25 protein-coding genes are annotated in these 26,209 nt (G+C 62.5%); 13 read left to right on the plus strand and 12 right to left on the minus strand.

Annotated elements, in window-relative coordinates; all coding sequences use genetic code 11:
• Nucleotides 1-211: 211 nt before the first annotated feature.
• The 11 genes from dnaA to AC0L17_RS27785 form a co-directional block, all read right to left on the minus strand.
• Complete coding sequence (gene dnaA, locus AC0L17_RS27735; RefSeq protein WP_023802135.1) at nt 212-1,684, minus strand: chromosomal replication initiator protein DnaA; 1,473 nt, start codon at nt 1,682-1,684, stop codon at nt 212-214.
• Between the two features lie 934 nt (nt 1,685-2,618).
• On the minus strand, nt 2,619-2,885 hold the full coding sequence (gene rpsT, locus AC0L17_RS27740; RefSeq protein WP_023802137.1) for a 30S ribosomal protein S20: 267 nt from the start codon (nt 2,883-2,885) through the stop codon (nt 2,619-2,621).
• A gap of 204 nt (nt 2,886-3,089) precedes the next feature.
• The gene (locus AC0L17_RS27745; protein WP_287281042.1) at nt 3,090-3,863 is read right to left on the minus strand and encodes an enoyl-CoA hydratase; all 774 of its coding nucleotides are present in this window, start codon (nt 3,861-3,863) and stop codon (nt 3,090-3,092) included.
• 81 nt (nt 3,864-3,944) lie between these two features.
• Entirely contained in the window at nt 3,945-4,853 is a 909-nt protein-coding gene (gene mutM, locus AC0L17_RS27750; RefSeq protein ID WP_473518131.1) for a bifunctional DNA-formamidopyrimidine glycosylase/DNA-(apurinic or apyrimidinic site) lyase, read from the minus strand.
• A complete protein-coding gene (locus tag AC0L17_RS27755; RefSeq protein ID WP_473518132.1) occupies nt 4,846-6,078 on the minus strand; it encodes a phosphopentomutase in 1,233 nt (410 codons plus the stop codon). Before AC0L17_RS27755 ends, mutM begins: the two co-directional genes overlap by 8 nt.
• Nucleotides 6,079-6,313: 235 nt before the next feature.
• Nucleotides 6,314-6,934 carry a TadE/TadG family type IV pilus assembly protein gene (locus AC0L17_RS27760; protein ID WP_473518133.1) on the minus strand — a complete coding sequence of 207 codons (621 nt, stop codon included), beginning with the start codon at nt 6,932-6,934 and terminating at the stop codon, nt 6,314-6,316.
• Nucleotides 6,935-6,968: 34 nt separating this feature from the next.
• A complete protein-coding gene (locus tag AC0L17_RS27765) occupies nt 6,969-7,526 on the minus strand; it encodes a TadE/TadG family type IV pilus assembly protein (protein WP_473518134.1) in 558 nt (185 codons plus the stop codon).
• Nucleotides 7,527-7,679: 153 nt separating this feature from the next.
• Complete coding sequence (locus AC0L17_RS27770; RefSeq protein ID WP_236391884.1) at nt 7,680-8,102, minus strand: pilus assembly protein N-terminal domain-containing protein; 423 nt, start codon at nt 8,100-8,102, stop codon at nt 7,680-7,682.
• 229 nt (nt 8,103-8,331) lie between these two features.
• Nucleotides 8,332-8,691: a DMT family transporter gene (locus AC0L17_RS27775; protein ID WP_091599962.1), complete on the minus strand. Its 360-nt coding sequence runs from the start codon at nt 8,689-8,691 to the stop codon at nt 8,332-8,334.
• Nucleotides 8,692-8,695: 4 nt separating this feature from the next.
• The gene (locus AC0L17_RS27780) at nt 8,696-9,397 is read right to left on the minus strand and encodes a class I SAM-dependent methyltransferase (RefSeq protein WP_473518135.1); all 702 of its coding nucleotides are present in this window, start codon (nt 9,395-9,397) and stop codon (nt 8,696-8,698) included.
• 23 nt (nt 9,398-9,420) lie between these two features.
• Nucleotides 9,421-10,407, minus strand: a complete 987-nt coding sequence (locus AC0L17_RS27785) for a glycosyltransferase (RefSeq protein ID WP_473518136.1) — start codon at nt 10,405-10,407, stop codon at nt 9,421-9,423.
• A 127-nt stretch (nt 10,408-10,534) separates the two neighbouring features.
• Between AC0L17_RS27785 and AC0L17_RS27790 the strand changes: the two genes are divergently transcribed.
• From AC0L17_RS27790 to AC0L17_RS27835, 10 genes are all read left to right on the plus strand, one after another.
• Nucleotides 10,535-12,340, plus strand: a complete 1,806-nt coding sequence (locus tag AC0L17_RS27790) for a GtrA family protein (RefSeq protein WP_473518137.1) — start codon at nt 10,535-10,537, stop codon at nt 12,338-12,340.
• Nucleotides 12,341-13,084: 744 nt separating this feature from the next.
• Complete coding sequence (locus AC0L17_RS27795; protein ID WP_091600306.1) at nt 13,085-13,267, plus strand: Flp family type IVb pilin; 183 nt, start codon at nt 13,085-13,087, stop codon at nt 13,265-13,267.
• A gap of 148 nt (nt 13,268-13,415) precedes the next feature.
• Nucleotides 13,416-13,934, plus strand: coding sequence for an A24 family peptidase (locus tag AC0L17_RS27800; RefSeq protein ID WP_473518138.1), 519 nt, complete (start codon nt 13,416-13,418; stop codon nt 13,932-13,934).
• Nucleotides 13,935-14,144: 210 nt separating this feature from the next.
• Complete coding sequence (cpaB, locus tag AC0L17_RS27805) at nt 14,145-14,957, plus strand: Flp pilus assembly protein CpaB (protein ID WP_091600308.1); 813 nt, start codon at nt 14,145-14,147, stop codon at nt 14,955-14,957.
• Nucleotides 14,954-16,471, plus strand: a complete 1,518-nt coding sequence (locus AC0L17_RS27810; protein WP_473518139.1) for a type II and III secretion system protein family protein — start codon at nt 14,954-14,956, stop codon at nt 16,469-16,471. The genes cpaB and AC0L17_RS27810 overlap by 4 nt, the downstream gene beginning before the upstream one ends.
• 13 nt (nt 16,472-16,484) lie before the next feature.
• The gene (locus AC0L17_RS27815) at nt 16,485-17,222 is read left to right on the plus strand and encodes a CpaD family pilus assembly protein (protein ID WP_091600310.1); all 738 of its coding nucleotides are present in this window, start codon (nt 16,485-16,487) and stop codon (nt 17,220-17,222) included.
• Between the two features lie 49 nt (nt 17,223-17,271).
• Nucleotides 17,272-18,555, plus strand: a complete 1,284-nt coding sequence (locus AC0L17_RS27820; RefSeq protein WP_208602567.1) for a CpaE/TadZ family protein — start codon at nt 17,272-17,274, stop codon at nt 18,553-18,555.
• A 29-nt stretch (nt 18,556-18,584) separates the two neighbouring features.
• Entirely contained in the window at nt 18,585-20,099 is a 1,515-nt protein-coding gene (locus AC0L17_RS27825; RefSeq protein WP_473518140.1) for a CpaF family protein, read from the plus strand.
• Between the two features lie 29 nt (nt 20,100-20,128).
• On the plus strand, nt 20,129-21,142 hold the full coding sequence (locus tag AC0L17_RS27830) for a type II secretion system F family protein (RefSeq protein ID WP_473518141.1): 1,014 nt from the start codon (nt 20,129-20,131) through the stop codon (nt 21,140-21,142).
• Nucleotides 21,143-21,153: 11 nt separating this feature from the next.
• Nucleotides 21,154-22,170 (plus strand): type II secretion system F family protein, encoded by a 1,017-nt coding sequence (locus AC0L17_RS27835; protein WP_473518142.1) that lies wholly within the window; start codon nt 21,154-21,156, stop codon nt 22,168-22,170.
• Nucleotides 22,171-22,486: 316 nt separating this feature from the next.
• Here AC0L17_RS27835 and AC0L17_RS27840 read toward each other — a convergent pair whose 3' ends face one another.
• Nucleotides 22,487-23,308: a tetratricopeptide repeat protein gene (locus AC0L17_RS27840; RefSeq protein ID WP_473518148.1), complete on the minus strand. Its 822-nt coding sequence runs from the start codon at nt 23,306-23,308 to the stop codon at nt 22,487-22,489.
• A gap of 119 nt (nt 23,309-23,427) precedes the next feature.
• Between AC0L17_RS27840 and AC0L17_RS27845 the strand changes: the two genes are divergently transcribed.
• The 3 genes from AC0L17_RS27845 to AC0L17_RS27855 all read left to right on the plus strand — a co-directional run bounded on the left by AC0L17_RS27845 (nt 23,428) and on the right by AC0L17_RS27855 (nt 26,102).
• Nucleotides 23,428-24,792: a leucyl aminopeptidase family protein gene (locus AC0L17_RS27845; RefSeq protein ID WP_473518143.1), complete on the plus strand. Its 1,365-nt coding sequence runs from the start codon at nt 23,428-23,430 to the stop codon at nt 24,790-24,792.
• Nucleotides 24,793-24,858: 66 nt separating this feature from the next.
• A complete protein-coding gene (locus AC0L17_RS27850; RefSeq protein WP_027151718.1) occupies nt 24,859-25,209 on the plus strand; it encodes a MarR family winged helix-turn-helix transcriptional regulator in 351 nt (116 codons plus the stop codon).
• Nucleotides 25,210-25,241: 32 nt separating this feature from the next.
• Nucleotides 25,242-26,102 (plus strand): C40 family peptidase, encoded by an 861-nt coding sequence (locus tag AC0L17_RS27855; protein ID WP_473518144.1) that lies wholly within the window; start codon nt 25,242-25,244, stop codon nt 26,100-26,102.
• The last annotated feature ends 107 nt before the right edge of the window (nt 26,103-26,209 follow it).

Below are 26,209 nucleotides of genomic sequence, written 5' to 3' on the forward strand. Positions count from 1 at the left end.
ACGGTTCGGGCCGGTTACGCGGGCTTTCTTGGGATAAAACCGGCGAAGCCCGCAAGCCAATGCTCGTCGCCCAAAAGTATGCCCTCGGGTCAGGCCCGAGTCAGGCCCGAGGGTGCGCAGCGGTTTTGCGGCAACGACGTGCATAAGGACGAAGATAACGAGCGCGTCGCGGCCATCCAGACGCGACACGCTTTTGTTTTTTTCGGGCCGGTCAGGCCTGATCGTTGATCAGTCTTCTCAGCAATTCGAGCTCCTGCGCCAGCGTGTTGTCGACGCCTGAAAGATCCTCGATCTTGCGCACGGCATGCAGTACCGTCGTGTGATCGCGGCCACCGAAACGCCGGCCGATCTCCGGCAAGGAGCGCGGTGTCATCACCTTCGACAGGTACATGGCGACCTGCCGCGGCTTGACGATGGTGCGGGTGCGCCGGTTGGACAGAAGTTCCGTCTTCGACACATTGTAGTGGCGCGCGACGATGCGCTGGATGTCCTCGATGCGCACCCGCTTCGGCTCGCCCGAACGATAGATGTGGCCGAGGATCTCATCGATGCGGTCGATGGTGATCTGCGGTTCGAACGACTGGCGGAACAGAAGCTGGTTGAACGCACCTTCGAGTTCACGCCCGCTGCCGGTCACCGTGCGGGCGACATGGTTGAGGATCTCCTCCGAAATGTCGAGCGATTGATCGTCGGCCTTGGCGGTGGCAAGGCGCAGCTTGAGCATGCCGATCCGCATGGCGAAATCCGGCGCCGACATTTCGAGCGCGACGCCGCCGTTGAGGCGCGAGCGGACTCGGGGCTCCAGCGATTCCAGTTCCGACGGCGGCCGGTCGGCGGCGACCACCACCTGCTTGGCGCTGTCGAGCAGCATGTTGATCAGATGGCAGAATTCATGCTGGATCGACTTGCCTTGCAGGAACTGCATGTCGTCGATGATGAGGAGGTCGATGTCGCGCAATTGTTCCTTCAGCGTCAGCGCGTTGTTGTCGCGGATCGCGGTGGCAAACCGCCACATGAAATATTCGGCCGTGAGATAGACGACGCGCGATTTCGGATTCTGCTTCAGCGATTCCGCCGCGATCGCCTGCAGCAGGTGCGTCTTGCCCAGCCCCACCGTCGCGTGCAGAAACAGCGGATTGAAGCGCACCGCGCTCGACTGCGATTCCGCCACCGCCTTGGCGGCGGCGAAGGCCACCCGGTTCGACGGTCCTTCGATGAAGGAGCCGAACGTGTAGCGCGGGTCAAGCGGCGAACCGAGCACATTGTGCCGGAACTCGGTCTCGGCAGGCATTCCCGGGCGAGGTGCCGGTACCCGCTCCACCCTGCCGGGGGCCGCTGTTCCCGCGGCCAGCGCCGTTTGCGCCTGCCTGGTCATCTTGCGCGCCGGGGCCACTTCGGGCTCGACGCCGTTGCGCCCCGGGCGGGTAGCGGTGCGCACGACGATCTCGATCTTGAGGATTTCAGGATCCTCGTGTTTCCACAGCTCGGCGATGAGGTCGAGGTAGTGGCCGTTGATCCACGAGCGCAGGAAGGCGGTGGGCACCGAGATGCGGACAATGCCCCGGGACGCCTCGGCGACCTTCATGCGCCCGAACCAGCTCGAATAGACTTCGGTTCCCAGACGCGCCTTCAACTGGGCCTTGACCCGGTCGAACTTTTGTTCCGCGTCGATGGAAGCCGACATAGCGTCCCCTCCGGTTAAGGTCCCAGGGAATGGGAGGTCGCCCGTAAGCTCCCTTTCGATGCCGCTCTGCATGATCGAGTTCCTTGTCCTTTTGTACCTTTTTCCGCCGGGAATGCGCCTCCTGCATCCATGTTTCCGGCGACCGTGTCCTCACAGCGACACCATCGCCGCCGCCGGCAGCTGATGTCGCCTCATTGTCGGGGAACCGGCGCCAGCTCCTCGGAGCCAGCCCGCTTTGGTCATGTCAGGGCAATACAATTCCGCCCGGCGAAACGCCGGCGCGTCATTGATCTGCCATGTACAATTACGCCATTCCCCTACCGTATCGAAAAGGCAAACCAAACCCGTACGCGGAGATGATCCGCGTCATGAATTCTGCCATTTTGTGCTGGCCGATTCAGGCTGGGTTAAGGGCCAACGGCCCGTCCCTCTCGATAGACAGACCTTAGCGAAATCGCTGTGGATAGGGCAAGGCCATGACTAACGGATTTTTAAGGAATGTGGTTAGCGCAAACGTGTTCGGAGCCTGCGTTGCACTGGCTTGTTTTGACAAACCCATTGTGATTCAAACCCTTTTCCGGCGAATGTGAAAAAGGCCGCGTCGCGCGAAATTTTATCAAATAATTTTCTTGACAGGCAATTGTCCCCCATCCCCCGCACCCGATGTGAACAAGCTGTGGATGACCGTCCGCAACCGTTTGAAAAATAAAGGTGATTTTCGACAGTTGATATTTTCGCCGTGAACGCTTTCAGCGGCTGCGCCTGTCAGCCGGCATGTATATGCCGGCAAAGCAATTCGAACTTCGAAATCGTGCGGGGTGTTGCTTGCGGGCTTTCTTTTTAAGTACTTGCCGGCAAACGAAAAAACCCGGCACGAGCGGCCGGGTCTGAAAAGGACAAGTTTAGTAAAGGTATATCAGCCCGGCTATCCGGGTTAGGCCGACAACACCTTGAGGCGCTGGGCCAGGCGCGACACCTTGCGGGATGCCGTATTCTTGTGCACCACGCCCTTGCTCGCGGCGCGCATCAATTCCGGCTCAGCCACCTTGAAAGCAGCCTGCGCGGCCGCCTTGTCGCCCGAGGCGAGCGCCTCTTCGACCTGGCGGATGTAGGTCCGCACGCGCGAGCGGCGGTTCTTGTTGATCGCCGTGCGGCGGGCGATCTTGCGCGTTGCCTTTTTGGCCGAGGAGGTATTGGCCATGATGCCTCTCTTCTGATCTGGTGGGCGCATGCGGGATGCCGCAAGGCGCAAAAAACAAACGGGCAGCCACAGGGCCGCCTCGGTTGGTGCGGCTTATAGTTCAGCTTTTCCGGCGCGTCAACGCTGCTTCGCCTTCTTTTTGGGCCGCTGCTGTCGCTCGCTCCCGGCTGATGTCGTCGCCATCTACCAGTTCGAGAAATTTGGCTACCGGTTCGAGAAATTTGGCTTCCGCTTCTCGACAAAGGCCGCCATGCCTTCCTTCTGGTCATCGAGCGCAAACAGTGAGTGAAACAGCCGGCGCTCGAACCGCAGCCCCTCGGCCAGTGTCGTTTCATAGGCGCGGTTGACGGCCTCTTTCGCCATCATCACCGACGGCAGCGAAAAATCGGCTATCTTGGCCGCCGCCTTCAACGCCTCCTCGAGCAATTCGCCGGCGGGCACGACACGCGACACCAGGCCGCAACGCTCGGCTTCCGCCGCATCCATCATCCGTCCGGTCAGGCACATGTCCATCGCCTTCGACTTGCCGACGAAACGGGTCAGGCGCTGCGATCCGCCCATGCCGGGCATCACGCCGAGCGTGATCTCGGGCTGGCCGAACTTGGCGTTGTCGGCGGCGATGATGAAATCGCACATCATCGCCAGTTCGCAGCCGCCGCCGAGCGCATAGCCGGCCACCGCCGCGATGACAGGCTTGCGCACCCGGGTGAGCTCTTCCCAGCCGATAAAGAAATCCTGCACATAGGCGTCGACAAAGGAGATCGCCTGCATTTCCTTGATGTCGGCACCTGCCGCGAAGGCTTTTTCGGAGCCGGTGATGACCATCGCGCCGATGTCGGCATTCGCGCAGAAGCCGTTCACGGCCGCGACCACGTCCGCCAGGACCTGCGAGTTCAGCGCATTGAGCGCCTTCGGCCGGTTCAGCGTGATCAGCCCGACCTTGCCGCGGGTTTCGACGATAATCGTTTCATAGGCCATGACTGTATCTCCTCACTCGGTCATCTCCTTGCATCAGGCGTCCAACTCACACCCGGCACCTGGCTTACACCCCCACCTAAGTCACAACTGACAGGTCCGGCAATAGAAGGTGGAACGCCCGCTTTGCACGATGCGTTCTATATGGCCGCTGCAGCCGCGCTTGGAGCAGGGCTCGCCCTCGCGATCATAGACCGCGAACGAATGCTGGAAATAGCCCAGCGACCCGTCGGTCTGCACATAGTCGCGCAGCGACGATCCACCGGCGGCGATCGCATCGGCGATCACCGCCCGGATTGCTTCGGCCAGGGCGTCGCGCTGCTGTTTGGCCTTCTTTCCAGGCTTTGCGATGGTGCCCGCCTCGCGCAACGGCGACAGGCCGGCGCGCCACAACGCCTCCGACACATAGATATTGCCGAGCCCGGCGATCAGCCGCTGATCGAGAAGTGCTGCCTTTAGCGGCGATTTCCGGCCTTTCAGCAGCGAGGCGAGCAGCTCGCCGTCCAACGCATTGCCTGTCGGCTCGACGCCAAGCCCCGCCAGCATCGGATGCGTGTCAGGCGCTCCTTCGGAAAACAGCATGAAGCCGAAACGGCGCGGATCGTTGAAGGTCACCCGGGACCGGGCGCCTTGGGGAGAGACGACATGGAAGACGACATGGTCGTGCACCGCGCTTTTCGGGCGCTCATGATAGAACGCGCGCAGCATTTCGCTGCTGTCGGGCATTTCGCCGCCATCGGAGGTTTCGATGCGGAACGAGCCGGACATGCCGAGATGGCAGATCAGCACCGGACCGCCTTCCAGGTGCATCGTCAGGTATTTGGCCCGGCGGCCGAGCGCCGTAATCGTCTTGCCGGTCAGCCTCTCCAAAAAATTCTCGGGAAATGGAAAGCGCAGGTCGGGCCGGCGCGCCTCGACGCGGGCGATGCGGGCGCCTTCCAGAACCGGCTGCAGGCCCCGCCGCACCGTTTCGACCTCAGGCAACTCAGGCATGGCCGCCTATCGCTGTGTAGAAGGAGGTGCCGTGACGGCCGCGTGCCAACCCAAGATGCTCGGCGACGGTTTCACCGATGTCGGCGAACGTCGCTCTCAACCCGATGTCGCCGCCTAAGCCTGGTCCGGCACCGATCACCGGAATGCGTTCGCGCGTATGATCGGTGCCGTGCCAGGTCGGATCGTTGCCATGGTCGGCCGTGAGGATGAGAAGGTCGCCTTCCCTCAGCCGTGCAAGCGCCTCCGGCAGCCGCCGGTCGAAGGCCTCGAGCGCGGCGGCATAGCCGGCAACGTCGCGCCGATGGCCGAACTCGGTGTCGAAATCGACGAAATTGGCGAAGACGAGATCGCCGTCGCCCGTGTCGTCCATCGCGCCGAGCGCCTTGTCGAACATCGCCATGTTGCCGGCGGCCTTGCGCACTTCCGAAATGCCGCGATGGGCGAAGATGTCGCCGATCTTGCCGACCGCGATCACCCGGCTGCCGCGCGCCGTCAGCCGGTCGAGCAGGGTCGGTTCGGGTGGCGGCACCGAATAGTCCCGGCGGTTGTGCGTCCGTTCGAAGCTGGCGGCGGATTCGCCAATGAAAGGCCGTGCGATCACCCGTCCGATGTTCAGCGGATCGACCAGCCTGCGCACCACCTTGCAGAATTCGTAGAGCCGCTCCAGGCCGAAGTGAACTTCATGCGCGGCGATCTGCAGGACGGAGTCGACCGAAGTGTAGCAGATCGGCTTGCTGGTGCGGACATGCTCCTCGCCGTACCGCTCGATGATCTCGGTGCCCGGAGCATGGCAATTGCCGAGAATGCCCGGCACCTTTCCTTCGCGAATGATCGCTTCGGTCAGGTCGGCTGGAAAGGCGGGAACCGTGTCCGGGAAATAGCCCCAGTCGAAGCGGACCGGCAAGGCGGCGATTTCCCAATGGCCTGACGGCGTGTCCTTGCCGCTGGAAATCTCCTGCGCCGCGCCGTGGAAGGCGGAGGCAAGCAGGCCGCCGCTGTCGAAGCAGAATCCTGTCGCGGTTTTCGCCGCGTGCGCCAGGCCGAGCGAGAGCATGTTGGGTACGAAAAGCGGGCCTTTGCGCAGCCCCTCGCGATCCGCCCGGCCATCCGCGCAGGCTCGAGCGATGTGTCCGAACGTGTTGGAACCGGTGTCGCCATAGCGCTCGGCGTCGGCCGCGCCGCCGATGCCGAAGGAATCGAGAACAAAAAGGAAGGCGCGCGCCATTGCAGGGGATCATTATTATCGTTTGTCTGTCCGCCCAGACATAGGCGGCCGCGCCGCCATTGGCAATTCGGAACCAGACGGCTGTGTGCACATCCGGGCGCGATGGTGGAATTGTCGCCGGCATCGGCGTGGATCGACGGAAACGAGAGGGAACTCACATGCGACATGCAAGGCATCCCGCGGCTATCGAGCGCCTGGTGTCAGGCCGATAGCAATGGCGATCGGGCGCCGTCGTTCAGCAGGTGTCGCAGGTAATCGTCGGGCTCCTGCGGGGCCTGAGATAATAAGTTTCGCCCATCGATATCGAGTTGAAAGCCGAACTGAAGCCAAGCCGCTTTTCACTATCCGCCGACCAGGTGATGATCGGCTCGTATGCCAGATTGCTTTCGACGCGAACGAGAAACGTGCCCTTGACCCCAAGCTGCGGTGGAACCGTGGTGATGGATTCCTTGGCGGCGCCGGCGCTGAAGGCGTCGCCGACCATCTTGCGTGACCAGGCGACCAGCACCCGCGGCGTCGGTTCGTTCGTCACCTGGATCGCGGTGATGATGATTTCCGGGTCCGATCGGTTGTACGGCTGAAGGGTGGAGTTGCCGATCTGCATGATCGCATCGAGTTCGGCCGGCGTGACGGTCTGCTGCTGGGTGACGAGATCCGCCACCATGCTGCCGATGCGACTGACCTTCTTGTTGGTCTCGATGGCTTGCGAGGCTTCCATGGTCAAGAAGTACATCATCAGCAGGACGGGCACGATGAAGGCAAACTCAACCGCCGCGACACCGCGGCGATCACGGCAGAACCGTATGGCTTTCGAGCATATCCCAGCGGTCCTCATTTGTGCCCCCGCACGCCCCATGCTATCGTCCTTTCCCACGCAGCGGTTTGCATTTTCAGTCGTCGAACGGCTCGTTCTTCCAGGTCATCGATGCGAAATGCAGCGTGTTGCCGTCTTTCAGATTGGCCATCGACTTGGCCATGAAATCGGTCATGACGGGCCATTTGTAAAAAACCCGCAGCATGTTTATTGATTCAGCCAAGCCCGGGGATACCGTAAAAGTCGAGGGGGTCGTGCCGGTCAACGCGATTTCGCCGTCTTGGATATTGAAGCCTGCCTGGGCTGCGGCGGCGAAGCTCGTATACGCGCGCAGATCCACCTCCAATCCCGGGCAGTCCTTGGCGACCATGATCTCCAGCCGGCTGCAGATCATGGACTTCAGCGTCGCCTCGGTCAGGTTGGCCTGCCTTATCTGGCCAGTCCGCAGCTGGCGCGCGACATCGTCGGTGATATTGGCCATCACCTCTTGCCCGGCAAATGAAATGCAGCTCTCCAGTATGGCAAAGACGAGGAGCGCAAATGGCACCGCAAGCATCGCGAACTCCAAAGCGGTGCTGCCGTGCCGGTCGCCAAGGAAGCGCGCTGAAAGGCTTGATTGTCCTGCTTTGCTCATGTCCCGTGCCTGCCGATCCCTTAGGGGGTGTCGGGCAACATTAGCGCAAACCCATTGAAGTGCGGTTTTGATGATCGTTAAATTCGAAGGGGAGGTTTTAACAGGCCGATAACCGAAGCGGCCTTTTTCAGCGAGACGAAACGGTCGGGTCGCTTACTGGCCGGCGCTCATCTCGGCTTCCGAGGTCTTCTCCGCCTCGCTTTTATATGAGCTTTCGCAATACGGCGTGCACGACATGGTCTGTATTTCGGCGCGTCGATAGATGCGCACCGAGGATGCGTCCTGTCGCACGACGGTGATCTGCTCGTCGACGATCGGACGGCCCTCCTGATCGAGGACGACGAGATTGGTGACGCCGAAGCCCTTGCCCGTCAGTACGATCGTCGAAGCATCCTGCACCGAGGCGTCGGCGATCGCCGGATTGCCGACGACGATCGTATCGGCGGCGCGCGACAATTTGACGATCTTCGCCTGGTTCATGGTGACCTCGATGCCGGCGCCGGCCTTGGCCGTCACGACGAAGGCGGTGGCGGCAAGCAGCGCGGCAATCGGAAAGGACGATCTCGGCCCGGTCATTGAAGCGCTCCACGGCGGCAATTTGCTCAACGGAACATGAACGAGATTGGTGAAGCAAGGGTTAAGCGGAGGGGAGCCGTGATGATGTCGGGTCGGCAGTTTGATCGCCTGGAGCGGCCCGCCCTCTCCTGGTTCCTCTGCACAGGGAATTAGGTTCTTTGACTGACGGTCGCGCTGCCGGCCGGCCTGCAGCCGCCATGTCTGACGCTGGGGATTAGGTAAAGGGGCGTCAACCGTTGACGACGAGCAGTCCGGCGATGATCAGCGCGGCACCGAGCCCGTAGCGCAGGCTGAGTTGTTCGCCGAGCAGCGACCAGGCGAGCAGCGGCACGGCGCAAAAGGTCAGCGCCATGAACGGATAGGCGACCGTCAGCGGAACAGATTTCAGCACATAGATCCAGACGATGGTGCCAAAGCCGTATATGGCGAAGGCGGCGATCAGGTAAGGGTCGGCGAACAGCGCGAGCACACTCGGAACGTCCGTGCCGCCGGCCCGCGCGCTGGTCAGTTTGAACAGCACCTGACCCGCCGAGATCAGCAGAGGCGTCAGCACGAGCCCTGCGAGAACGGGAAACGAATAGACTCCCACGGCTTCAGGCTTCCAGCCGGTCTTCAGAGTAATAGATATCGCGGCCGATATCCACGCACGCATGATTCCGCGGCACCGGATGCACGGCCCGCAGGAAGGAATGCGTGTAGGGGAAGAAGTTGAAATGCGGGTTGAACGAATAGCGGTATTCGCGCTCGCGCGGCACGACGATGATCAGGCGCGTGCGGCAGATGCGGCGCAGTTCGGCGATCGCCTGCCGGTATTCCAGAACGTGTTCGATGACATGCGTGCAAATGACCGTGTCGAAGGCCGCATCTGGAAAGGGCAGATATTCTATACGAGCGGCAACGTAGTCGACGCCGGGGATCGCCGCCGCGTCCGCCACCACGAAGTCGACGCCGGTATAATGGCCGGCGCCATCCCGCGCCTCGCGGATGCGCTTGATCAATACGCCGGTGCCGCAGCCGACATCGCAGACGCTGTCGCCGACCGTGTCGGCGATGATGCGCTCGATGCAGGCTTCGGAATTGTCCGTGCCCTCATGCACGCGCGGATGCTCGCGATAGAGCGTTTCGTATTCATCGGCCGTCAGGAACGGCGCACGCTCACGGAAGGCCGCAAGCCGGGTGATGTGGCTGCCCCAGGCCATACTGGCGACGCCCCGGAACAGGGCGGAGTCCCGCACGATCGGCGGCAGCACATCCTCGAGGACGAAGCGGATGCGGTTTGTGGTTTCTCTATTCACGGGTGCGGCTCCGATGGTGGACGTCAGGCTACGTCGCGGCGGTTGGCGCGGATGATCGCGTCGGGTTTGCCCGCGCCGAAAGTCGGAAGGGAGAGATAAAAGATACGCTTCTGTTCCGCCCGGCCGCGCGACACCGAGTCGAGAATGAGCCCGGTCACGGCCATCAGTACCGAGAGCAGCAGCAAGCCGATGGACAGCACCCAGGTCGGCATGCGCGGGACCAGGCCGGTCTCGAAATATTCGACCAACACCGGCGCCATCAGGATCAGGCTGGCAACCAGGAGTACGGCGGCGATGGCTCCGAAGAAACGGAAAGGCTGTGTCTCCTTCATCAGCATCGCGAACATCAGCAGGATTTTGGCGCCATCGCGGACGGTGGACAGTTTCGACGACGACCCTTCCGGCCGGCGGCCATAGTCGAGCAGGATTTCGACGACCGGCAGTTTGAGCTGCGAGGCGTGGACGGATATTTCTGTCTCGATCTCGAATCCGCCGGAGACGGCCGGAAAGCTCTTCACAAAACGTCGCGTAAAAGCGCGATAGCCGGAGAAGATATCGGTAAAGTCGCGTCCGAAAAGGCGTTTGTAGAGGCTGTTGAAGATGCGGTTTCCGAAGGCATGTCCGGATCGGCCAGCATCCGCGGTCACGCCGCGACGCGTGCCGACCACCATGTCGCAGCGCTCGGTGATCAGCGTGTTGATGAGAAGCGGCGTGTCTTCCGGCGCATAGGTGCCGTCGCCATCGGCCATGAGATAGATATCGGCGTCTATATCGGCGAACATGCGCCGTACGACATTGCCTTTTCCTTGCCGCGCTTCGCGGATCACGATGGCGCCGGCGGAGCGCGCCTTGAGCGCGGTGAGATCGCGCGAATTGTTGTCGTAGACGTAGACTGTTGCGGCCGGCAGCGTCTCGCGAAAGCGACGCACGACGTCGCCAATGGTTTGTTCCTCATTGTAGCAAGGAATCAGGATCGCGATTGTCAGGTCGGGACGCGTGCTGTGTGGCATCGTGGAACTCCGGCGGGGTGGAATGGGCCGCGACCGGTCCGCGTCCGCTCCGCACCTGGAGGTTTACTATTTATTGAAGCCGTTAAGGCTAGGTTTAAGTTGGGACGAATTCACCGGAACCATCGACATGTCCAACGCCACCACGCTCGCTATCGCGCGGCCGTCGCGTCTTGAAGGTTGGAAGGCCGACCTCGCCGCGAGCCTGCTCGCGGCGCTGGTGATGGTCTGTGCGCAGGCCGCGACCGGTTTCCCAACATTGTTCGATTCTGGCGGCGATAACGACAGCATGATGCGGCTGGCGCAGATCCGCGACTGGCTGGGCGGACAATCGTGGTTCGACCTCCACCAGTACCGCATGGGGCCGGACGGCGGCTTCGTCATGCACTGGTCGCGCATCGTCGATGTGCCGATCGCGGCGATCGTTTTGGCAGTGGCGGCGCTGACCGGCAGCATGGCCGCGGGCGAGGTGGTTGCCGAGATACTTTGGCCGGCCTTGCTCAGCATCGCGGCGCTGTTTCTCATCGTCCGGGCGGCGCGGTTGCTGGCCGGTCCGCACACAATGCTTCCGGCGCTGGTGATCGGCGCCATAACGCTGAATGCCATGGGCCTGTTTACCGCGCGGGCGCTGGACCATCACAACCTCCAGGTCGTGTTCGCCCTGGCCATGGTGACGCTGCTGCTGGCGCCCGGATGGCGCAGGGCAGCGGGCAGCGGCGTTTGCGCTGCCCTGATGCTGGCGATCGGCATGGAGACCGCGCCTTATGTCGCGGTGGCAGGCGCTTGCGTGGCGGCGGCGCTGTTGTTTTCACGCAAGGACGGTCCCGGCGATGCGATCGGTTTCGGCCTTGGCTTCGCCGGCGCGGCCGCTCTCGCGCTCGTTGCGACCGTGCCGCCATCGTCATGGTGGATCGCGCAGTGCGACGCCTATTCGGCACGGCTGGCTGTGGTCGCCCTGCTGGGCGGGCTTGGGCTTGCCGCCACTGCCACCGTCACTATTTCGAAGGGGATGCCGGCGCGGCTTGCCGGTCTCCTGATCCTGGTGATCGCCGTCGGCGCCGCCGCGATCCTGATCGCCCCGCAATGCTTGGGCGACCCTTTTGTCGGACTCGATCCAAGGATGCGCGATTTTTGGCTGAATTCTGTGGCCGAGGCGCAACCGCTATGGAACATAGTCGCGTTGCAACCCGAGAATGTCGCCCAGAATTATGCGACGCCGGCCATTGCTGTGGGGATACTTGTCACGGCGACGCTGCGGCACGGCGTGCGACGGCCTGAAGTGATGCTTCTCGGCTTCCTGGTGGCAGCCACCGCCGTCAGCGTCTGGCAGATACGCGGTACGAGTTTCTCGCTGCCGTTCGCCATCATCCCGCTAGCCGCAATGGTGGCGGCCGCGAGGCGCGATGCGCAGGGGCGCACCGCCAAGGCGACGCTCAAAATGGTCTTCGCCTGGCTGATTTCGCTGACGCTGGTATGGAGCGCCGGTTCGCATGCGATCGCCAATGCCATCGCGCCGAAGCAGAACGCTGGCGCCACAACCGCCGGCAAGGGCAAACTGTCCTGTACCGCCGATGCAACTTATGCCTTGCTGGCCCAACAGCCGCCGACCACGGTGCTGACGATCTCGAACCTTGGCGCACCGATGATCGCGACGACGCCTCACCGGGTTCTCGCAGGGCCTTATCACCGCAACAATGCTGGCAATATCGCGGTGCTCGATGCCTTCATGGGAACGCCTGATCAGGCGCATGCAGTCATGCGACGCGAGAAGATCGGACTGCTCGCCTTCTGTCCCGGAAATGACGAGACCGGGTCGCTGGTGGATTGGGCGCCCAACGGCCTGATGGCGGATATCGTCAAGGGGGACGCTCCGTCCTGGCTTGAGCCGATATCGGAGACGCTGGACCAGCCACTCGTCCTCTACCGGGTTCACTGAACCGGCAGCCGCGCGCCAATCGAACGATCATCGATTCGGCAAGTGGTGCCGATACGTTTCATCAATGTTTTGCTGCCACGATCATCCCGTATTTTGCGCGCACACAGGAATTTTGATGCAGCCGTCCTTCGCTCACGGCCCGGACCGCAGCGAAGGTCCACAGCACTTTCAGCGGCGAATCTCAGTGGCAATCGCAAACCTCCAGGATTAGCCGAAACACCCCTCCCTTCGTCATCCCAGGGCGGAGCAGGAGCGAAGCGACGTCGCGGAGACCCTGGGATCCATGCCGTTACCTCAGCCGAGGAATGCAACGGCCCAGGATAAATGTAGCGATCCTTCGCGCCCCCCTCTGTCCTGCCGGGCATCTCCCCCACGAGGGGGGAGATCGGCAGCTTCGCTGACCGCGCCTTTTTATCAACGTTGGACATTGGCGAAAGCCGCCATGACGGCCGATCTTCCCCCAAGTGGGGGAGATGTCCGGCAGGACAGAGGGGGGCGCCTCGCTCCGCCATCAACGGTTCTGCACCGTCGCCAAGTTGCGCCTTTCGCAGCCTGCCGCGCCTGTCGGGTCCATAGGCGTCACTTAGTCTGCGGTTAACCACGCAATGTCATCGAAGCCGGAAAGGAATCGGTAAGGCTGTTTATTAAGTCGATCGAAAGAGCTTCTCGATAGATTGTCAGCATCCGATCAACCAACAGAGAAGTTGACGGAAGTGCTGTAACACCTGGAGTAGGAGCTCTCGAATGTCTAATCTTATTGCACGTTTTGTGAAAGACGAATCCGGCGCGACCGCTATCGAATACGGTCTAATCGCCGCTCTCATCGCGCTCGCCATCATGGTCGGCGCCGGCCAGCTCGGCACTGCCCTGAACACCAAGTTCAACGTGATCGGAAACGCGGTGACCAACGCCCCCGTCGCCCCCTAACTGCGTTCAGCTGTTTCCAGATAAGGGCCGCCGCACTGGCGGCCCTTATCTAATCGTATCGGACCATTTGAAATTTCGGCCTCACCAATCGTTAATCGGACATGCCTAGGCTGGGGCCAGGCACAGTTCGACCACAGGCGCCGCGCCCATGCTTGAAGCCCTGATCTTCGTTGTCTTTCCGTTCTGCATGCTTTTCGCCGCGATCTCCGACATGCTGTCGATGACGATCGCCAATCGCGTGCCGGTGCTGCTTGTCGCCGTCTTCGCCCTGGTCGCGCCGCTGACTGGCATGGACTGGGCAAGCTATGGCTGGCATTTTGCCGCCGGCGGCCTGGTCCTCGCCGTGACCTTCGGGCTGTTCGCGCTCGGCGGCATGGGCGGCGGCGACGCCAAGCTGCTGGCCGCCAGCGCCGTCTGGATGGGGCTGAACATCCACCTCGTCGAATACCTCCTGGTTTCGACCGTCATCGGTGGCCTGCTGACGCTCGCCATCCTCGTCTATCGGAAATCGCCGCTTGCGGCCGTCACAAGCCACAATCCGTTTTTACGCCATTTCGCCGACGAGACATCAGGCGTTCCCTATGGCATTGCGCTTGGCATTGGCGGCCTGCTCACCTTTCCGGCTTCCCCGTTGATGGCATGGGCGCTCGCAAGCCTGACGGCCTGATTCTTCCCGCGTCAGGCCTGCCTTTCACATTCGATTTGGCGTTTAAACAGGCGGCTTTGGCCGCCTTTTTTGCGGTCCGGACCGATGCCTCAAATTTATGTAAACCTTAAATTAATCACGATCGTAAGTATTAAATTAACCTTGTTTTGACGATTGCCGCTGCATGGTCCGGCTTGGCTAGTTTGTTTGCCAAGGACGAGGTTCGGACAGATGCCAGCATCCCGACTGATCATTCTGGGCGTGGCGGTCGCCGCGGCGGGTGGCGCAGGATATGTCGCAAAAAACATGGTGGCGACGCCGCCGCCTCAAATCGTCGATTCCGGCCCCCAGGCGCCGGCAATCGCGCTGCAGGACGTGCTTGTCCTGTCCGGCGACGTTCCGATGGGCAGTCCGCTGGAGAACAACATCAGTTGGCAGTCCTGGCCGGCCGACGGCATCAACGCGAATTTCATAACCCGCGCCGCGGAGCCCGATGCGCTGGAGAAGCTGAAAGGCGGCGTCGCCCGTGTGGCGATGTATGCCGGTGAGCCGTTGCGGCGCTCCAAGCTGATCGGCGAGGGACAGAGCTTCATGTCGTCGATCCTGCCCTCCGGCATGCGGGCCGTCGCCACAGCCGTATCGGCCGACACGTCGGCCGGCGGCTTCATTCTTCCCAATGATTTCGTCGACGTCATCATGACCCGCAGGGCCGATCCGGCAGCCGGCGGCAGCGGCTTTACCACCGAGACCATCCTCAAGAACATTCGCGTCCTGGCGATCGACCAGACCATCCAGGAGGACGAGGAAGGCAAGCGGACCAGGGTCGGCCAGACCGCGACGCTGGAACTGACACCGCAGCAGGCGGAAATCATCACCGTCGCCCAGCAGATGGCGGATCGCCTGACATTGGCGCTGCGGTCGATCACCGACACCCAGGAGAAGAATCTGGGCGAGGCCGACTATCTCGTTTCCGGCAATGGCCGGCGCGGAACAGTGCGCCTGATCAAGTCGGGCGAAGTTTCCGAAGTGGGAGCAAGGCAATGAGGTTAAACGCTCCGGTCACACTGGCTGCGGCTCTCGGCCTGTTCCTGCTTGGAACGAATGCACATGGCCTCATCGAGGCGAATGCGGCAGGCGCCGAGGTGTCGGCTTCGACCGCCACCCAGCGCGTCAAGCTCGGTCTCAACAAATCGGTGGTCATCGACCTGCCGAGCGATGCCTACGATATTCTCGTCGCCAACCCGGCGGTCGCCGATGCGGTGACCCGCACCGCCAGGCGCATCTATCTCTTCGGAAAGGCGGTCGGCGACACCAACATCTTCGTCTTCGGCCCTAATGGCGAACAGATTGTCAGCCTCGACCTGGCGGTCGAACGCGACGTCGCCGGACTGGAAGACTATATCAGGCGCTTCATACCGTCATCGAGCATCACGGTCGAATTGCTGAACGACAACGTCGTCCTGACCGGAACCGTGGACACTCCGCTGGATGCCAAGCGCGCGGAACAGCTGGCCACCATCTTCGTGTCCGGCGGTGAAGCGACCACGGGACAGTATTCGCAGACCGCCTCCGGCGGCTCGGCCGAAGCCGGTGTCGACATCGACAATCCGGATTCCGAGCGTCGCGTCAGCCAGATCGTCAACCTGCTGCAGATCATCGGCGACGACCAGGTGACGCTGAAAGTGACGGTGGCCGAGGTCAGCCGCTCGGTGATGAAGCAGCTCGGCGTCAACCTGATCGGCAGCGGCAGCAGCAACGGCATCAGTTGGGCCGCGGTAAGCGACAATTTCACCGGCCTGGGCAAGTCGCTGTCGAACTCTGGCCTGGCTATCGGCACCTCGACGCTCGACGCCTACATCAACGCCATGGAACAGTCAGGCGTCATGAAAACCCTGGCCGAGCCGACGTTGACAGCCGTATCCGGCGAGAAGGCGACCTTCAAGGTCGGCGGCGAGTACAATATGGTGACCGGCGTTTCCCAAGCTGTGTCCGACGATAACCAGACCGGTGTGAAGACGTATGACATCGAGAAGCTCGAATACGGCATTGGCCTGGAATTCCAGCCGGTGGTGCTGTCTCCCGGCCGCATCAGCCTGAAGGTCAGGACGTCGGTTTCCGAGCCGACGACCGAGGCATCGGTATCCTTGTCCGAGGGTGTAACAAGCCCCGGCACGAACGTCCTGTCGCTCCGTAAACGCTTGGCCGACACCACGGTGGAGCTGCCTTCCGGCGGCTCGATGATGATCGCCGGCCTGGTACGGGATGACATCAGGCAAGCCGTCAACGGCCTGCCTGGGCTGACCAAGATTCCGGTGCTCGGCACGCTGTTCCGCAGCCGGGATTTCGTCCGCAACGAGACCGAGCTGGTCATCATCATTACGCCCTATCTGGTGAAGCCGGTGACGCGCAACGCCCTTGCCAAGCCGGACGACAATTTCAACGCCGCCAGCGATGGCGCCGGCATGTTCCTTGGCCGTGTCAATCGCGTCTACGGCACCATGCAGACCGACAAGCCCAACGGCCGTTACCACGGCGTCGTCGGCTTCATCTACAAGTAAGGGGGAAGCGGACATGTCTCGGTCAGCATTGAAGCCAAGGACAATCATCGCAGCGATGCGGTCCGGCCGGTCGCGGATCAGCCAGCCGGTCGTTCCGCTCCTGGCGGTTGCGGTCGCCGCATTGCTGGCGGGCTGCGCCAACCGGGACAGCATCACGGTCGGCGCTGTTCCGGACGACTATCGCACCAACCATCCGATCGTCATTGCCGAGAAAAACCAGAAGATCGACCTTCCGGTCGGCGCCGGCGATCGCGGCATGACCGGGTCGCAGCGCGACACGCTTCTCGGCTTCCTGGATGGCTATGACAAGAGCGCCGCTCCGACCTTGACGATCTCGATCCCGAGCGGTTCGGCGAACGAGATCGCCGCGACCGCGGCCGGTCGCGATTTCGCCAGGCTTGCGATTGCCAGTGGCATCAGCCGCAGCCGGATCGTCATCACCACCTACCAGTCGGCTTCGCCCGAAGCGTCCGCGCCGATCCGCGTCGCCTATGTCACGGTGAAGGCGCAGACCGGCAGATGCGGACGCTGGCCCGAAGACCTGCTGCAGACCTCGGAAAACAAGCACTATGCCGATTTCGGCTGCTCGTATCAGAACAATCTTGCCGCCCAGATCGCAAACCCTACCGATCTGCTCGGGCCCCGCAAGCAATCCGTTATCGACGCAGAAAATCGCAGCGGGGTGATCGACGTCTACCGCGAGCGAGGCATTTCGGACGAGTTCCTCGGCAATTCGGAAGTCGAGTATTGAGCTTGAGCCGCGCCAGTCACGGGAAGACAAGTCACGGAAAGAAATGACAATGAGCAATCTTGCCTACGACACGGGGTTAGACGGCGGCGAAAGCTCGCAGCAGGATGTCGCCGCCATGCAGGCGCTGCGGCCGATTCCGCGCATCTCGATCCAGGCATTTTGCGAGACCGAGGGCGTTGCCAATCCGATCGAGCGCGCCGGCGAGGATCGCCGCATGGCCAAGGCCCATCTGAAGGTCCATATGGGCGGCATCGCCACCGCCATCGAGTTCTACCAATCGGCGCCGACGCCGAACCTGATCCTGCTGGAATCGCGCAGCGAGCCGAAGCAATTGCTCGAGCAGCTCACGCAGCTCTCCGAATACTGCGATCCGACCTCGAAGGTCGTGGTCATCGGCCACTACAACGATGTCGGGCTCTATCGCGAGCTCATCCGCTCCGGCATTTCCGAATATGTCATCGCGCCGGTATCGATGGCCGATATCGTCAGCGTGATTTCGACGATTTTCGTTGATCCGGAAGCCGAGCCGATCGGCCGCTCGATCGCCTTCATCGGCGCCAAGGGTGGCGTCGGCTCCTCGACCATTGCCCATAATGTGGCCTGGGCGATGTCGTCGCTGTTCAAGTCGGAAGTGGTTGTCGCCGACCTCGACCTGGCTTTCGGAACCGCCAACATCAATTTCGATCAGGATCCGGCGCAAGGCATTGCCGAAGCCGTTTTCTCACCGGAGCGCCTCGACGAGGTCTATCTCGATCGGCTGCTTGCCCAGTGCGCCGAGCACCTGTCGCTGCTTGCAGCGCCTTCAACGCTCGATCGGGTCTACGATTTCGACCCGGAGGCTTTCACCCAGCTTATCGACACGGCGCAGCGCAGCGTGCCGCTGCTGGTGCTCGATGTTCCGCACGTCTGGACGGGCTGGACGAAGAACATACTGGTCAAAGCCGACGAGATCGTGATCACGGCGACGCCGGAGCTGGCCAATCTGCGCAACACCAAGAATCTGGCCGACATGTTCAAGCGGCTTCGCCCGAACGATCCGCCGCCGAAGCTGATCATCAACCAGGCCGGAGTGCCGAAGCGCCCGGAGATTTCGTCGTCCGACTTCGCCGATTCGCTCGGCCTGTCGCCGATGTCGGTCATTGCTTTCGAGCCGCTGCTGTTCGGAAACGCCGCCAACAACGGGCGCATGCTCGGCGAAATGGATGCCAGGAACCCGGTTGTCGGCATTATCAACGAGATTGCGCATGTGCTGACCGGGCGCAGCGAAATCAAGGCAAGAAAGAAAGCGGGCCTCGGCAATCTCCTTGGCAAGCTCTCGCGCGGCAAGAAGTGATGCTTCCGGAGCGGAATTGGTAATCGATCATGTTTGGTAAAAGAGGCAGCGACGACGGCAGCCGGTTCACCCCGGAATTCCGTCAGCCGGCACCTGCGCCTGCCGCGCCGGCGGCAAAACCTGCGGAAACGGCGGTTCTCGCCAAACCCGCACCGCCGCCGTCATCCGGCACGCCTGGCGCGTCTGCCGCGCCGCCCGCACGCCGTGCGGTCGAGGCGCCGCCATTGGCGCCGGAGCCGAAAAAGCTCCAGCGCCAAAAGAGCGAAACCTATTACGACACCAAGAGCCAGGTCTTTGCCGCGCTCATCGACACCATCGACCTGTCGCAGCTCGCCAAGCTCGATCCCGAAAGCGCGCGCGAGGAAATCCGCGACATCGTCAACGACATCATCGCGATCAAGAATTTCGCGATGTCGATCGCCGAGCAGGAAGAACTGCTCGAGGACATCTGCAATGACGTGCTTGGTTACGGGCCACTGGAGCCGTTGCTCGCTCGCGACGACATCGCCGACATCATGGTCAACGGCTCCAAGGACGTCTATATCGAGGTCAACGGCAAGGTCGAGCAGACCGGCATCCGTTTTCGCGATAACCAGCAGCTCCTCAACATCTGTCAGCGCATCGTCAGCCAGGTTGGCCGCCGCGTCGATGAATCGAGCCCGATCTGCGACGCGCGCCTTCCCGACGGCTCCCGCGTCAACGTCATCGCGCCGCCGCTCGCCATCGACGGCGCCGCTCTCACCATCCGCAAGTTCAAGAAGGACAAGCTGACACTCGACCAGTTGGTCAAGTTCGGCGCCATTTCGCCGCCCGGCGCCGAGATTCTCAAGATCATTGGCCGCGTCCGCTGCAACATCGTCATTTCAGGCGGTACCGGTTCGGGCAAGACGACGCTGCTCAATTGCCTGACCAACTATATCGACCGCGATGAGCGCGTCATCACCTGCGAGGACTCGGCCGAGCTGCAACTGCAGCAGCCGCATGTCGTGCGTCTGGAAACCCGCCCGCCCAACCTCGAGGGCGAGGGCGAGGTGACCATGCGCGATCTGGTCAAGAACTGCCTGCGCATGCGGCCCGAGCGCATCATCGTCGGCGAAGTGCGCGGACCTGAAGTGTTCGATCTTCTGCAAGCGATGAACACCGGCCATGACGGCTCGATGGGCACGATCCACTCGAACAGCCCGCGCGAATGCCTGAACCGTATCGAATCGATGATCGCGATGGGCGGTTACACGCTGCCGCAGAAAACCGTGCGTGAAATCGTGGTCGGTTCCGTCGACGTGATCATCCAGGCCGCACGCCTGCGCGACGGATCGCGGCGCATCACCCACATCACCGAGGTGATCGGAATGGAGGGCGACGTCATCATCACGCAGGACATCGTTCTCTACAACATCAAAGGCGAGGACGCGAACGGCAGGCTGCTGGGCGAGCACGTTTCGACAGGCATCGGTCGTCCGCATTTCTGGGAGCGCGCCCGCTACTATGGCGAGGAACAGCGCCTCGCCAATGCGCTCGAGGCGATGGAGAAACGCGCTGACTGATCCATTTGGAGGCGTAGGGGCCAGGGCCGATGTTTGGAATTGACGGCACCGTGTTGGCATTTATCGTGCTCGCCGGCTTCAGCGCCGGCGCGGTCGCCTATGCTTTTCTGTTCAACCGGATCAGCACCGAAAAGCAGGTCGGCAGGCGGCTTGAAACGATCAAGACCGCCGAGACGGATGGTGCCGTCGTCAAGGCTTCGCGCGATCGCGTGGCGGAAGCGGCCAAGCGGCGCAAATCGGTTCAGGATTCACTGAAGGACCTCGAACAGAAGCACAAAACCAGCCAGAGCCTCGCCAAAAAGCCGCCCCTGAAGGCCCAGATCCGTCAGGCAGGCATGAAGGTCTCGCTCGAGCGCTTCTATCTCTACTCGGCGGTTTGCGGCGTCGTCCTGACGTTTCTTGCCTATTTCGCCGGTGCGCCTTTGTATGTTTTGCCGGGTGCGCTGCTCGTCGGTGGCCTCGGCCTGCCACGCTGGTTCGTTTCGTTTAGCCGCGCCCGCCGGGTCAAGGCGTTCCTCAACGAATTTCCGAACGCGCTCGACATCATCGTGCGTGCGGTCAAATCCGGCCTGCCGCTGAACGACGCCGTCCGCCTGATCGCCAATGAATCCCCCGAACCGGTCAAGACCGAGTTCCGCCGCATCATCGATTCGCAGCAGATGGGCCTGTCGATCCCCGACGCCAGCCTGCGCATGGCCGAGACGATGCCGTGCACCGAGGCGAGCTTCTTCGGCATCGTCATCCAGATCCAGTCCCAGGCCGGCGGCAATCTGTCCGAGGCTCTGGGCAATCTTTCGCGGGTGCTTCGCGACCGCAAGAAGATGAAGGCAAAGGTCCAGGCGCTGTCGATGGAAGCGAAGGCGTCAGCGGTGATCATCGGCGCCTTGCCATTCGTCGTCGCCTGTCTCGTCTACCTGACAAGCCCGAACTACATCATGCCATTGTTCACCACCAGCGTCGGCAATCTGATCCTCGGCTGCTCCGCGGTCTGGATGTCGATCGGCATCCTGGTGATGCGCAAGATGATGAACTTCGAGGTTTAGGATTTCACCGCATGACCGAGAACGTCGTCAAAACCCTTACCGATCCGGCATTTCTGATTGCCCTGCTGGTCGGCATTGCGGTGTTTGCGACCGTGTTCACGCTGCTGCCTGCCTTTGGCGGAAACCAGCTCAAGGCGCGCATAAAATCGGTGGCGCTGGAGCGCGACGAACTGCGCGCCAAGCAGCGTGCGCGGCTTGCCCTCGATGCCGATCGCCGTCGCAAGGGCCTGCGCGAGCAACAGTCGATCGGCATGCGCAATATTGTCGACCGGCTGGACCTGAGGCGCGCCCTGGCCGATGAAGGCACCCTGCAGAAACTCAAGGTGGCTGGCTTCCGCGGGCAGAATCCGTTGACGCGTTTCCTTTTCTTCCGTCTGATCCTGCCCTTTGTCGGCTTTGCCCTGGCTGCGATCTATCTGTTCGTGCTCGGCGGGTTGCCGGAGCAGCCGCCTCTCATCAAGTTGTTCGTCTGTATCGTCGTCGCCTATGCCGGTTTTTACGCGCCGGTGCTCTATGTCAACAACCGCGCCACCAAGCGCAAGCAGTCGATACAGATGGCGTGGCCGGATGCTCTCGATCTGATGCTGATCTGCGTCGAATCCGGCATGTCGGTGGAGGCGGCGTTTCGTAAGGTCGCCGACGAGATCGGCGCGCAGTCGGTGGCGCTTGCCGAAGAGTTCATCCTGACCAATGCCGAGCTTTCCTACTTGCAGGAACGCAAGCAGGCCTACGAGAATCTTGCAAGCCGCACCGGCCTGGAATCGGTCAAGTCGGTGTCGCAGGCGCTGGTCCAGGCCGAGCGCTACGGCACGCCGGTGGCGCACGCGCTGCGCGTGCTTGCCGGCGAAAGCCGCGACATGCGCATGAACGCCGCCGAGAAGAAGGCCGCGGCCTTGCCGCCGAAGCTCACCGTGCCGATGATCCTGTTCTTCCTGCCGGTGCTGTTCGCCATCATCCTGGGTCCCGCCGGCATCCAGGTCAGCGAGCGCGGCATTTTCGGCGACCAGCCGGCATCGAGCAGCCAATAGCCAGGCGGCCTCTGCACAGGGGAATCGTTACCTCGGAGCGCTGCTGCGGCGCAGAACCTTTGATGGCGGAGCGAGGCGCCCCCCTCTGTCCTGCCGGACATCTCCCCCTCTAGGGGGGAGATTGGCTGTCCCTTCCGGTTTCGCCAATCTTCATCGTGGCAGAGTTGACGAGGCCGAGAAACTGCCAATCTCCCCCCTTGATGTCCGGCAGGACAGAGGGGGGTGCACCGCGCAAACTGCCATCACAAGGTTCTGCACCGCAGCAGCGCTCCGAGGTAACTGCATGTCGCCGGTTCGGCACCGGGACGAGCCGCGGTCAGTTGGTGGCGGGCTTTGTCTTGTCCTGGTCCTTGAGCTGGCTCCAGGCGTTCTGCTGGGCGAGCATCTGGCGAAGGTAAGTCACGTTCGCCTGCGCCTGTTCGGGCGACAGCTCCTGCGAGGCGATCTTCTCGGCCTCGTCGAAGCGGCCCTGCAGGCCGACGACCAGCGCCAGGTTCTGGCGGACGCGGCTGTCGGCATTCGGCTGCTGGGCGGCCGAGCGCATATAGGTTTCAGCCGTGCGCAGGTCACCTTCCAGCACATAGGACATGCCGAGATTGGAAAGGATCGAAGGTTCGTTCGGCTTGAGGTCAAGCGCCTTGCGGTAATTCTGGCGCGCCGGGTCTCTCTGGCCAAGCTGGTCGAGAATAGCGGCTTCCGCCGACACCAGCTTCCAGTCGGGATATTCCGGTGTCTGCGCGCGGCGCACCGCATCGAGCGCCGGCTCGAACTGCCCGTTGGCGGCAAGTGCCTTGCCATAGGCGGCGAGCACGTCGCGGTCCTTCGGCAGCGCGATCGCCAGTTTGCGCATCACGGCGAGCGACTGGTCGGCGTCGCCATCCATTTGCAGCGCCGCGGCGTAATTCGTCGCGATCCGCTTGTCGTTGGGGTTCTTGGCGTAGGACTGACCCAGCGCGATCGTCGCCTTGTGCAACTCGCCGGCTGACATGGTTTCCAAGGGTTTGCCGCTGGGGCGTCCGATCGAGCCGGTCGTCAGCTTGCTGGTCCCGCAGCCTGCAACGCTGGCCGCGAGCGCTATTATGAACGCCGTGGTGATCAGCCGCTTGGCCGTGGCGTTGGTCATGCGGTTGGTCGGCATCTGCACCAGGGCCTCCATTCGTCAAATTGGCTTTTACGTGGCCATCTTCCCTCCCGCAGAAATATTCTGTTAACCCTAACGGATCGTTAAAAGCCGACTCGGAAGCCGGAGATCATCGAATGCCAGTCGAACTCATCGAGGAAAAACTGAAGACCACTTTGCCGGTGTATCTGGTGGCGAAGGATCGACTGGATGCGGCAGGGCTTGCCTCCTTCTCGCGCGCCTGGGCCAGGGCCAACGGCTTTTCCGGTCAGGCCGGCCGGACGCTGATCCTGCCCGACGAAAACGGCGCGCTTGCCGGCGCCCTGTTCGGCACGGGCGATGGCGAAGGCGGGCTTGCCATCGGCGCGCTGGCGAGAGCCTTGCCCGCAGGCGACTGGCATTTCGCTTCCACACTGGCCGAGCCGGAAATCGCGGCCATCGCATTGGCGCTCGGCGGCTATGTCTTCACCCGCTACGGCAAAAAGCCTGGCAAGACGCTGCGTTTCTCGCTGCCGCCCGGCGCTGAAGCGGCTTATGTTCGCCGCATCGCCGAGGGCGTCTTCCTGACGCGCGATCTGGTCAACACGCCGACCAGCGACATGGGACCGGACGAGCTGGAGAAGGCCGTTCGGACGCTGGCCGGGACGCACGACGCCGAAGTGTCGGTGACCAGGGGCGACGACCTGCTCAAGAACAATTTCCCGATGATCCATGCGGTCGGCCGCGCTTCATCAGGCGAACCGCGGCTGATCGACATGATCTGGGGACCGGAGAGCGCCCCGAAGGTGACGCTGGTCGGCAAGGGCGTCTGCTTCGACACCGGTGGTCTCGACATCAAGCCGTCCTCGGGCATGCTGTTGATGAAAAAGGACATGGGCGGCGCGGCCAACGTGTTGGGCCTCGCCTCGATGATCATGGCCGCCGGGCTGAAGGTCCGGCTGCGTGTGCTGATCCCGGCGGTCGAAAATTCGATTGCTGGCAACGCCTTCCGGCCCGGCGACGTGCTGGTGAGCCGCAAGGGCATCACCGTCGAGATCGGCAACACCGACGCCGAGGGACGGCTGGTGCTGGCGGACGCCCTGGCGCTGGCGGATGACGACGAGCCGCAACTGCTGGTCGACATGGCGACCTTGACCGGGGCTGCTCGCGTCGCGCTCGGTCCCGATCTGCCACCGTTCTACACCGGCGATGAAGCGCTGGCCTCCGACCTGGCTGCGGCCTCCGTCGCCGTCGAGGATCCACTGTGGCGCATGCCGCTGTGGAAACCCTATGGCGCAAAGCTGTCGTCGAAGATCGCCGACATCAACAATGTCACGTCAGACAGTTTCGCCGGCTCGATCACCGCGGCGCTTTTCCTGAAACGCTTCGTCGAGAAGACCGCCGCCTGGGCGCATTTCGACATCTTCGCCTGGAACCCGTCCGATCGTCCGCAGGGCTTGGCCGGCGGCGAGGCGCAAGGCATCCGCGCGCTGGAAAGGGTGATCTCGAAACGCTACGCCTGACGGTGCGGTGCAGGACATTCTGGTGACTGAAACGGAACCGAAACAATTTGCCGTCATTGTGGCCGGATGTCGATTTCGATGCGCCCGAGTCAGGCCTTGCGACTGTGGCAGCAGGTGATGCTGCACCAAGTGCGCGACGATGCGCCGGACCTCACCATGCGCCAGACGGCGATCCTGTTCACGATCTATCTCGATCCACCACCGCATACGGTGCGCGGGCTCGCCGCGCGGCTCAATGTCACCAAGCCGGTGATCACCCGGGCGCTCGACACGATGGGCGCAATGAAGCTGGTTTCGCGCCATCGCGATGAGCTCGACAAACGCAACGTGCTGGTCAAGCGAACCGTGGAAGGTGCTCTCTTTGTCGAGCGCTTCGGCGATGTTATCATCGCCAGAGCCCAGGAATTGCCCATCTGACCGAACCGCCCTTCTGACACCGAGTTGCCGATTTGACCGCCAGGGATGCCCGCCTTCACGCCTTCCGTTCCGATCTCGCCGATGCCAGGCTGGAGGGCGAGGTCGCCGCCGATCGCTTCGTCGCCGGGCGGCCAGCGCGGATTTCAGCCGCAGTGGCCGATATCCGCAAGGCGCCGCGGCCGGATGCCGGCGTCAACACGCAAGCCCTGTTCGGTGACGACGTCCTCGTCTTCGAAGATGCCGAGGGCTGGGCCTGGATCCAGTCGGAGCGCGACGGCTATGTCGGCTATGTCGCCGACACCGTGCTGGGCGGACGGGACCATGCGCCCACCCATGTCGTCTCGGTGCCGCGCACCTTCCTCTATCCGGGACCCGATTTGCGGCTTCCGCTGAGCGGGCAACTGTCGATGGGATCGGCGCTGACGGTGACCGGCGCGGCAGAAACGCGCGGCACGCATTATGCGTTGCTGCCGTCCGGCGAGGCAGTCATCTCAGGCCATCTCAGGCCTGTCGGAGAGCCGGCTGCCGACTATGTCGCGGTCGCGGAAACTTTTCTCGGCACCCCCTATTTGTGGGGCGGCGCCTCCGGCTTCGGCATCGATTGCTCCGGCCTCGTGCAACTGGCGATGCACATGACCGGCAGGCAAGTGCTGCGCGATTCCGACATGCAGGCGGCGACCATCGGCGAGCCGCTCGACCCGGGCCCGGATCTTGCCGGGTTGCGGCGCGGCGACCTGGTGTTCTGGAAAGGCCATGTCGCTGTCATGACCGACCCGGAAACGATGATCCACGCCAACGGCCACACCATGCTGGTCTCGCGTGAAGGGTTCAGGCAAGCCGTCGCCCGCATCGGCTATCTCTATGGCGGTCCGACAGGGTTTAGGCGGCCGTAGCGCAAGCGCTTTTCCTTCTCCCACAAGGGGTGTTTGGACCGGAGACATCGCGAACAGGTGTGCGAGGACATCGCGAACAGTTTTGCGCATTGCGCGCGAGGGGGTTC

This window comes from Mesorhizobium sp. WSM4829, assembly GCF_055811475.1.

What these genes read in the sequence shown, in the direction of transcription:
- AC0L17_RS27765 (WP_473518134.1), bottom strand. Translation starts at nt 7,526, where the DNA reads ATGAGCAAAGCAGGACAATCAAGCCTTTCAGCGCGCTTCCTTGGCGAC.
- AC0L17_RS27825 (WP_473518140.1), top strand. Translation starts at nt 18,585, where the DNA reads ATGTTTGGTAAAAGAGGCAGCGACGACGGCAGCCGGTTCACCCCGGAA.
- cpaB (WP_091600308.1), top strand. Translation starts at nt 14,145, where the DNA reads ATGCCAGCATCCCGACTGATCATTCTGGGCGTGGCGGTCGCCGCGGCG.
- AC0L17_RS27820 (WP_208602567.1), top strand. Translation starts at nt 17,272, where the DNA reads ATGAGCAATCTTGCCTACGACACGGGGTTAGACGGCGGCGAAAGCTCG.
- AC0L17_RS27815 (WP_091600310.1), top strand. Translation starts at nt 16,485, where the DNA reads ATGTCTCGGTCAGCATTGAAGCCAAGGACAATCATCGCAGCGATGCGG.
- AC0L17_RS27760 (WP_473518133.1), bottom strand. Translation starts at nt 6,934, where the DNA reads ATGGGGCGTGCGGGGGCACAAATGAGGACCGCTGGGATATGCTCGAAA.
- AC0L17_RS27755 (WP_473518132.1), bottom strand. Translation starts at nt 6,078, where the DNA reads ATGGCGCGCGCCTTCCTTTTTGTTCTCGATTCCTTCGGCATCGGCGGC.
- AC0L17_RS27790 (WP_473518137.1), top strand. Translation starts at nt 10,535, where the DNA reads ATGTCCAACGCCACCACGCTCGCTATCGCGCGGCCGTCGCGTCTTGAA.
- AC0L17_RS27800 (WP_473518138.1), top strand. Translation starts at nt 13,416, where the DNA reads ATGCTTGAAGCCCTGATCTTCGTTGTCTTTCCGTTCTGCATGCTTTTC.
- AC0L17_RS27840 (WP_473518148.1), bottom strand. Translation starts at nt 23,308, where the DNA reads ATGCCGACCAACCGCATGACCAACGCCACGGCCAAGCGGCTGATCACC.
- AC0L17_RS27845 (WP_473518143.1), top strand. Translation starts at nt 23,428, where the DNA reads ATGCCAGTCGAACTCATCGAGGAAAAACTGAAGACCACTTTGCCGGTG.
- AC0L17_RS27785 (WP_473518136.1), bottom strand. Translation starts at nt 10,407, where the DNA reads ATGCCACACAGCACGCGTCCCGACCTGACAATCGCGATCCTGATTCCT.
- AC0L17_RS27835 (WP_473518142.1), top strand. Translation starts at nt 21,154, where the DNA reads ATGACCGAGAACGTCGTCAAAACCCTTACCGATCCGGCATTTCTGATT.
- mutM (WP_473518131.1), bottom strand. Translation starts at nt 4,853, where the DNA reads ATGCCTGAGTTGCCTGAGGTCGAAACGGTGCGGCGGGGCCTGCAGCCG.
- dnaA (WP_023802135.1), bottom strand. Translation starts at nt 1,684, where the DNA reads ATGTCGGCTTCCATCGACGCGGAACAAAAGTTCGACCGGGTCAAGGCC.
- AC0L17_RS27770 (WP_236391884.1), bottom strand. Translation starts at nt 8,102, where the DNA reads ATGACCGGGCCGAGATCGTCCTTTCCGATTGCCGCGCTGCTTGCCGCC.
- AC0L17_RS27830 (WP_473518141.1), top strand. Translation starts at nt 20,129, where the DNA reads ATGTTTGGAATTGACGGCACCGTGTTGGCATTTATCGTGCTCGCCGGC.
- rpsT (WP_023802137.1), bottom strand. Translation starts at nt 2,885, where the DNA reads ATGGCCAATACCTCCTCGGCCAAAAAGGCAACGCGCAAGATCGCCCGC.
- AC0L17_RS27745 (WP_287281042.1), bottom strand. Translation starts at nt 3,863, where the DNA reads ATGGCCTATGAAACGATTATCGTCGAAACCCGCGGCAAGGTCGGGCTG.
- AC0L17_RS27850 (WP_027151718.1), top strand. Translation starts at nt 24,859, where the DNA reads ATGTCGATTTCGATGCGCCCGAGTCAGGCCTTGCGACTGTGGCAGCAG.
- AC0L17_RS27795 (WP_091600306.1), top strand. Translation starts at nt 13,085, where the DNA reads ATGTCTAATCTTATTGCACGTTTTGTGAAAGACGAATCCGGCGCGACC.
- AC0L17_RS27810 (WP_473518139.1), top strand. Translation starts at nt 14,954, where the DNA reads ATGAGGTTAAACGCTCCGGTCACACTGGCTGCGGCTCTCGGCCTGTTC.